4 protein-coding genes are annotated in these 8,319 nt (G+C 56.8%); 3 read left to right on the forward strand and 1 reads right to left on the reverse strand.

What is annotated here, in order from left to right; all coding sequences use genetic code 11:
- Positions 1-380 precede the first annotated feature (380 nt).
- Complete coding sequence (locus K9B37_RS24800; RefSeq protein ID WP_305072147.1) at positions 381-4,853, forward strand: calcium-binding protein; 4,473 nt, start codon at positions 381-383, stop codon at positions 4,851-4,853.
- Positions 4,854-5,139: 286 nt separating this feature from the next.
- Complete coding sequence (locus K9B37_RS09435; protein ID WP_224312818.1) at positions 5,140-6,153, forward strand: LysR family transcriptional regulator; 1,014 nt, start codon at positions 5,140-5,142, stop codon at positions 6,151-6,153.
- Positions 6,154-6,389: 236 nt separating this feature from the next.
- Here K9B37_RS09435 and K9B37_RS09440 read toward each other — a convergent pair whose 3' ends face one another.
- Positions 6,390-6,971, reverse strand: coding sequence for a GNAT family N-acetyltransferase (locus tag K9B37_RS09440; RefSeq protein ID WP_224312819.1), 582 nt, complete (start codon positions 6,969-6,971; stop codon positions 6,390-6,392).
- A 413-nt stretch (positions 6,972-7,384) separates the two neighbouring features.
- Between K9B37_RS09440 and K9B37_RS09445 the strand changes: the two genes are divergently transcribed.
- Positions 7,385-7,708, forward strand: coding sequence for a helix-turn-helix domain-containing protein (locus tag K9B37_RS09445; RefSeq protein WP_439651702.1), 324 nt, complete (start codon positions 7,385-7,387; stop codon positions 7,706-7,708).
- The last annotated feature ends 611 nt before the right edge of the window (positions 7,709-8,319 follow it).

Below are 8,319 nucleotides of genomic sequence, written 5' to 3' on the forward strand. Positions count from 1 at the left end.
GCCTGTTTAGAGGCGTTACAACGGAGTGGTTGCGGTTGTCCTGCGGTCTGACCGTAACTCCAGGTCATAAATTCATCAACGAGTATGGAGCGTTTGAACGAATTGATAGCATCGTCGGGCGCGGTGGCAGGATCATATCGAAGTTTGGAGCTGAAACGACTGTTAGCGCCAGCAGGGTAGTTTATTCGGAGGACACGAAAGAATGCTATGAGCAGGTGATAGCCAAGGGATTAACTGCTGACCGCATCGATGTAATTGATGCCTCTGCCGAAGTAGGGTGGAGGACGTACAATTTTGAAGTTGAGGAGCTACATACCTACGTCGCGGGAGGTGTACGGGTTCACAACGACTCCTTGCAAGATTATCTCGCTATCTCAGTCATGATGCAGAACGACGCATACGTCGCAGCGGCCTATGGTGATATGCAGGCCCGCGGTTGGGGCGAGCATGCGTTCGCGTCGGCGGCTTGGGGGGCTGAAGCCTTTGCAGCGCCGGGTTTCGCCGATCATCTTAACGATATGCAAGCCGCTTATGATAAGGCCATCGCGGAGAAGGACTATTCGACGGCTCAGGCAATTAGAGAAGGGCTCGAGTCGGCTCAAAGTGGGATGCGATCCGCGTCCTGGGAGAACGAGCAGGCACGGCTGGCAAATCCAAATTCGACAATCATGGGTGAATTGCAACGACAGGATGCCGTCCTCGACAACAACGAAAAAGCTATCGGCAACACTCTGAGCAGCATGAATGGCGAGAAAGCAACAACGGGTCAGGGAGGAGACTTTGACGATCCAAGCTATGGCGGTGAAGGCGGCCTCTCGCTGAACGAAGAGAGTGGGAAGGGAGCGTGGCCCCAACGGATTGCATCGGGAAATAGGTCAGCCGGTGTGATCGAATTTCCGAGTGGATTAAGGATTGCACAGTCTGTCAGCGGCAATAAAAGAAACTCTGCTGTCGTTCGGGACGGAGATGTCCTGGTTATGAGCAACCAAGTCACGCGTCCGGATGGCACCCAGCAGAAGGAGGAATACACCGCTCTTCCAAACGGTGGCGTGAAGGCTGTTGTCAGTGACTTCGGTCCCAGTGGGCTGGCTAATAGTCAAACTGTCACGATCAACCATGTCCTCAATTCGGAGTACAAGCGCATCGGCTCAGGTACTCAGACGTGGCGACAGTATTCCGACACGGGCATATTGGTTTACCGAGTGTTGTTAGAATCCGACGGTGCCGGCATAGTTTGGCAGTATGATTTTTCCCGAAAGGAAGCGTGGTTTACCCGGGAAACGTGGCTTTTGCCCAATAGCATAAGTCACGTGCTATTGGCTTACGATAAAGGTCCGAAAGAGATCCAAAGCTATATCGGGAATTTCACGCTCCCCAGCGGCGTGAACAAGCTCACCCTTATGGATCGCGCCAGGAATGGTACGGGCAATTCTCGTAATAATCTCCTGACAGGGAACGACCTCGCCAATAAGCTTAGTGGTGCTGGGGGCAGTGATACCCTCAAAGGCGGCAGTGGCGACGACACACTGCGAGGCGGTGATGGTAACGACAGCCTCTACGGCGAAGCAGGCGGCGACGTGTTGCGCGGCGATGACGGCAACGACACACTCTCTGGCGGTATCGGCGACGACACGCTCTACGGTGGCTTGGGGAACGACAATCTCTCCGGCGAGGGCTGGGACGACACGCTGTTCGGGGATGCCGGCGACGACACGTTGTCCGGTGGTGATGGCTACGATGCGCTCTATGGTGGAGCCGGCAACGACCGTCTCGAGGGCGGCACGCAGGGCGACATCCTCGATGGCGGCGACGGCGACGATACCCTCTCCGGCGGCAGCGAGGGCGACGAGCTGTATGGCGGCAACGGCAATGACCTGCTTGACGGTGGCTCCGGGTTCGATCGCCTCTTCGGTGATGCCGGCAACGACAGCCTGCTCGGCGGCGAGGGTTCGGACGAGCTCTATGGCGGTGATGGCGACGACACCTTGAACGGCGGCGTTGGCCACGACTTCCTCGTCGGTGGCGCGGGCGACGATTGGCTCCTCGGTGGCGATGGGAACGATGACCTTCGCGGGGGCGACGGCAACGACCGTCTCCAGGGCGATGCGGATGACGACGAAGCCTCGGGAGGCGACGGCAACGACACGGTTCATGGTGGCGACGGCAACGACCGCCTCCGCGGCGACGCGGGCGACGATACCCTCTATGGCGATGATGGCCGTGACGACCTCGATGGTGGCGCTGGCAACGATCTTCTCTACGGCGGCGACGGCAACGACGCCCTGCTCGGGTCAGGTGGTGACGATACGCTCTATGGCGGCGCCGGCCATGACGGGCTCGTCGGCGATGCCGGCGATGACCGCCTTTATGGTGAGGCGGGCGACGATGTCCTCAAGGGCGGGGCAGGGACCGATCTCCTTGCCGGGGCGATCGGCGCCGACACGCTCTATGGCGGTGCCGGCATGGATACCCTGTCGGGCGGCGATGGCAACGATCAGCTCTATGGCGACGCGGATGCCGACAGTCTCGATGGCGGTGCCGGCGACGACAAGCTGTGGGGCGGAGACGGCACCGATACGCTCGACGGCGGCGACGGCAATGACGTTCTCACGGGCGATGCCGGCGACGACACCTTACGCGGTGGGCTCGGCGACGACATGCTCTCCGGCGGGGCCGGCAACGACAGCCTCGACGGCGGCGGCGGACGCGATCAACTTTTCGGCGGCGACGGCAACGATATATTGATTGGCGGACCGGACGTCGACTACATCGATGGCGGGGAGGGCACCGACACCCTCGTGCTCACCGGCCTGCATTCCGACTACAAGATCCGCTTCAACACGGCGATCGGCCGCTTCTCCATCGTCGACCTGCGCGCCGGTTCGCCGGACGGCACCGACCTTGCGGCCATCGAGCTGTTCCAGTTCAGCGACGGCACCTTCACCAAGGCCGAGCTCGATTACGTGATCGGTGCCGACCAGAGCATCGCCTGGGACGTGCTCGACAGCGACGGCTCGAAGAGCACGCTCGGCTGGCGGCCCTGGTCCGTCGATCCGACGCAGTTCGAGATCTTCATCCAGCGGCGCAACATCGCCAATGTGAAAATGAGCGAGACCGTCTTCCATCCGGACGGATCACGGCTGGCCTATGCGTGGGATACCAGTCTCGATGGCAAGGGCGAACCGTGGGTATCCTATGTGCAGACCTACGACACGCAGGCGCGGCTGGTGAAGCAGCAATACGAGAACGACGACACGACGCGCCTGATCGAGGAAAACGATTATGACGGCAATCAAGCCTGGGACCACCGCGAAACCTGGTCGATGAATGTCGGCGGCGTCTATAGGGACTATCACCAGATCGACACGCTGCACGAACCCGATCCCGATCCGAGCATCGTCGACGTGATCGAGCGCCTGCGCGATCCGGCCAATCAAGCGCCATGGGACGTGATCGTCCGCGAGTATGACGTCTACAGCCCGAACTCTAACCACTGGCTGACGGAAGATACGACCTATGATGACGGTACGCGCATCCTGAAGGGCAAGGACTATGCTCTAGATACGAAGAACTACGGATCACCGCCGGCCTCTTACGCGCGTGACGGCGAATGGAAGGAATTCGAGGAGCGCTACGATTCCAGCGGCCGGAAATACTATGAAACGTACACCTATTATGGTGCGACCGAGACCGACCAGACCCACACCATCGTCAAGCAGTGGGACTACAACGGCCAGGATTGGGCGGATTCGACGCTCTACATCGAAGGCCAGGACCGCAAGGTTTGGCACGAGATCAACTACGATACCAACCCGACCTACTCCAAGATCCGTTGGGATTGGCACTACGCTGCCGGGGACTGGTCACAGCAGGTGACCTACTGGAACAAGGCTGGGCAGCAGGTGTGGCTGGAGCAGACCTGGATCAAAGACGATGGGACGGTGGACCGCGGCAAAGTCTTCCAGTGGGATTACACCACTGCCATCGCCTGGCAGCGCTACGAGTACGACTATAGGCATGACACCGGCCACATCACGGAGGAGCGCACCCTCTATGACGACAATACGTATGGGATCGTCTATCACGACCTCGACAACCAATACGCCGACTACAAGGTCAAGACGGTGACCTATACGAATGAGGCGCAAACAACACGGCTATTGGAGCGTATCGAGCTGGATGCTCCGAATGGTCGCGGCGCGACACTGACGGTCTGGATGTGGGATGTGACCAACGCTGATCCGGATTGGGCGCGGCTTTTTACGGAGTATCAGCCCGATCCCGCCGGGCCGGACCTGTTCCGGCGCGTCCACCAGATGCAGTACTTCAGCATGACGAGCGACAAGGAACATTATGAGCGCCTGTGGGATTATGGGACCGCCAAAAGCTGGAAGTACTCCGTCGAATTGTTCAATAAGAACGATGTTTCCTATGCGCGCAATTTCCAGATGGATGACAACACCTGGAAGACGGAGGATTACGACACCGGTTCAGCGAAATGGGAAACGATCACGCAATATCTGCTGGCGGACAAAACGACCCGTAAGCAAAAGGATACCCTTTTTGACGACGACCACGTGGTGATCGAGAAATGGGACATCGGCGACACGGATGGCTCGTGGGATTACTACTACATTCGGCTGGAGCACAAAGGCGATAGCGAGGCGAAGGCGACTTGGAAATGGTATCTCGATGACAATGGCCAACCACATTATGTCATCGGCGATGCCAACGGTCCCAAAGACCAGCTTACCGATCCGCCACCCCATGTGGATCCGGACCCTAGGTTTTCCGGCCTACTCATGGATGGAAAGGCATCGAAGTCGCTGATGCCTGAGCTTCACGTTCTTTAGGCGAGGCGGGCGGTCTGGAGTCGCCATAGTGCAGTCTCCCCGCCTGTACCCTATCCTCTGAAGCGTTGGCTGCACCGGGCCGATGCTTCCCGCCGACGCGTGAGAGCTGCGGCCAAGGCAAGAGGCACTCGAACTCGTTTGAAAGAGACGCCTATTCTGACACCTGAAGCGCGGAATCGAGGATCGTTGCTCAGGTGGGGCTATTGGGTGGCCCGCCTACCAAAGCATTGTACCGTAAGTAAATTTATGTAACGTTATTTCGCATAATAACTTTCAGAACGATGCAATGAAGCCTTTTGATCCGGATCAGCGCAACCTTACGCGCACACCTCTCGATAACGAGCATATTCTCAGCGGGCAGTTCTGGGGTGAGCTCAGAGTCTTTCTCGCTGTTGCTAAAGCGAAGTCCTTCAACCGCGCCGCCGAACTTCTGAACTCAAGCCAGCCAACTGTCAGCCGGCAGGTGAAGCGCCTGCAGGATTTGATGGGTTCGCAGCTCTTCGTGCCGAGTCAGCACGGGGTCAAGTTGACCCCTAAAGGACAGGCATTAGCTCAGGCATTGTCAAGCCTCGACCATTCGCTCTTCGCGCTCACCAACGACCTTCGCGCCGAAAACAAGGAGGCTGAGGGAATTGTTCGTGTCAGCATCACTGACGGCCTGAACACATTCTTTGTCGCGCCGGCCGTTTCAACATTCGCTGCCGAATATCCGAAGATCCAGCTTCACCTCAAAAGCCCCGCTAACGTGGTCAGCCTACGAGACAACCAAACCGATATGATGATCGGATTCAGTCCGATCGATGCGGCGGATATCTACACCCAGAAGCTCGGCGCCCTACACTTCATTCCGATCGTCGCGAAATCCTACATCCAACAACATGGGATCCCAACGCGATCCAATCTCGAGCAGCACCTTTTCCTTCAATCGGAATTCTATACCGCGAAGACCGGTCTCTGGGATTCTTGGAACCGCGCGGTTCTCCGCGGCCGTATCGTGCATTTCTGCGACAACTCTATGGCCTACGGGATGCTGGTCAAAGCGGGCCTCGGCATCGGATTGCTCGGCAGCTACACCATTCTCGAGCCAAACGCCGTCCCATTGGAACTTGACGTCGCAATTTCAGTGCCCCTCTATGCTCACGCTCTGACGGAGCGCCTGAATGCAAAGCCCGTTCGTCTAGCCTTTGATTGGCTCTGCGACATGTTTGGATCGTCTAACCCGTGGTTTGGCCCGAGGCTTCGTCTGGACCCGCCTCAAAGCAGGTTTGACATTGGTATCAAGCTTCTCTTCAACCTCTGAAAGTTGGCTTTGGAGGTGATAGCGGCTGATGCTCTCGGAAACCCAAATATATGTGTTGCCGGCATCTTCGAATAGCTCTGCTAGTTCGAGCGGAACATCCGACCCTTCAAAAAGGAGCTTTTCGAACATCGCCCTATGCAGCGTAACGACCTGTTGAAGGTATGCACGAAAGTAGTTCATCAGAGCAACTGGGTCTGCCTCATCTAATTCTGGAGGTGGGGTTGAAGGAATGCTGCTCATGTCCTGCGAGCTTCAAATTCAGATCGATCATCCCATTGCCCTTCGATGCGAAATAGAACTGCAGTGTCCGAATCTGCGGTAATTGCATTCTTTGGCGGATTCAGTTCTTTGATAAGCTCAAGATAGGGCTCATCGTGCCCTTCGAAGTAAAGCGGATCTTTATTCGGTACAGGTCGAAAGCCAAGAAGCGAGCGCCAGAGGCGAGCATATGTCGGTTGTGCGTGAGTTATGACTCGATCGTAACCTTTGCGACTGATGTGGTCGAAAATGAACTCTGCACACTTTTTGATCGTGCGAGGATCTCGCCAAGCCTTTCGAAAGCTTGTGCGCTCCATTTTCGCGAAGTCCTTGAACCAGCGAATGCGAGCCGTGCCGATCGGCTCGTCTTCTGCGTAGACAATGATATGCGTCGCTTGGTAATCATTGCCGTCATAAGTTTGCCGGGCCGGGACGCCATGTTCTTCCAGAAAGCAAATAGCTCGGATTGCGTAGGCGTGGAGCAGCTGTTCAGGCGTCGTGACAACCTCAGCTCGTATCAGGTTGTCGTGTTTGCCGCTGGTCGAAGCGCTCTTTTCCATGACACAGGTCCTTGAGGAACAGGAAATCTGCTTAAGTAGAGAGCATAGGACCGCCACATCTTTGAAGGGCGTAAGATGTTGTGCTGTTCTTCATGGTTGTTGAACTAGAGGCCACTATGTCCGAATGTAATAACCGTGGGACAAAGAGTCTGGCTGAGATATGTCAGGAGGCGGTTGATCGCTTTGGTGACGATTGGGTCCAGATTCAGAGTTACGTGACGGAATATATTGACCGGATGCCGAGTGATGAGAGGGTCAGACTTGTCGATGAGGTTCGTCGGTTGCTGAGTTTCCATGCCCCATCCCATCAAAGTGTGCTCCACTGATGAGTCCTCTTAGATAGAAGTTTCATGCAGAAATTGCCCAACGCTGCGGATCGGTATATTGGCAGCCAGATCCGGACGAGACGCCTTATGATCGGGATGAGCCAGGAGCGGCTTGCAGGGGCTTTGGGGCTCACCTTCCAGCAGGTTCAGAAATACGAGAAGGGCGTGAACCGGATTGGCGCAGGACGTCTCTTGGAGATAGCTCAACTTCTCGGAGTCTCGATCGACTACTTCTACAAGGGAATTCAGGCCAAGTTGATGGGATCCGAGAGAGATCCCGTTGCGGTTGCCATGAATACACCCGAGGGGTTGCGCCTTGCTCGAGCATTTACGCGAATGTCCGACCTTCCGGCGCAGATCAAGCTCGTGGAGTTGGCGGAGGCAATCGCGAGCACTCGAGCCGTAGTTTAGTGAAATATGAATGAACGCGTGATGCTCGTATAAGAGCGTCCGAAGCGACCATCCGTAAGCGCTTGTGTTTTGACCGAGTTAGCGATCAGGCCGTTCATACCGGATCGGTGGATGCACATTGCGGAACGGCATACGCGGGACAACTCAATTCTCTGGAAGAAGGATCGATCGCCACGTCCATCTGAGCGTCAACTGACCTCGACGATGCGATGCAGATCAATTGCAAGTGCCGTGCGCGACGAAGCACGCAACTGATGTTCAGGCGTTGTCGTATCCACGAATAGGCCGGGCGTGTTGTCCTGCGCCCGGCTTTGTCTTGATGGTTGTCGTAACGTCCAGCCTTACAGCATGAAGTCGGAGGTGGTCAGCCCGAGCTTGAGGCCGGCCAGATCGACATGGAACTGGTAGTTGTCGACCTTGCCGTAGACATGCGTCGCTTTGTCTTGATGGTTGTCGTAACGTCCAGCCTTACAGCATGAAGTCGGAGGTGGTCAGCCCGAGCTTGAGGCCGGCCAGATCGACATGGAACTGGTAGTTGTCGACCTTGCCGTAGACATGCGTCACATTCGCCGCCGTGTCCTCGACCGCCCAGAGATGGCCGTTGCTGCCGC

The sequence above is a fragment of the Microvirga puerhi genome (assembly GCF_020089865.1).
GTDB lineage: Bacteria > Pseudomonadota > Alphaproteobacteria > Rhizobiales > Beijerinckiaceae > Microvirga > Microvirga puerhi.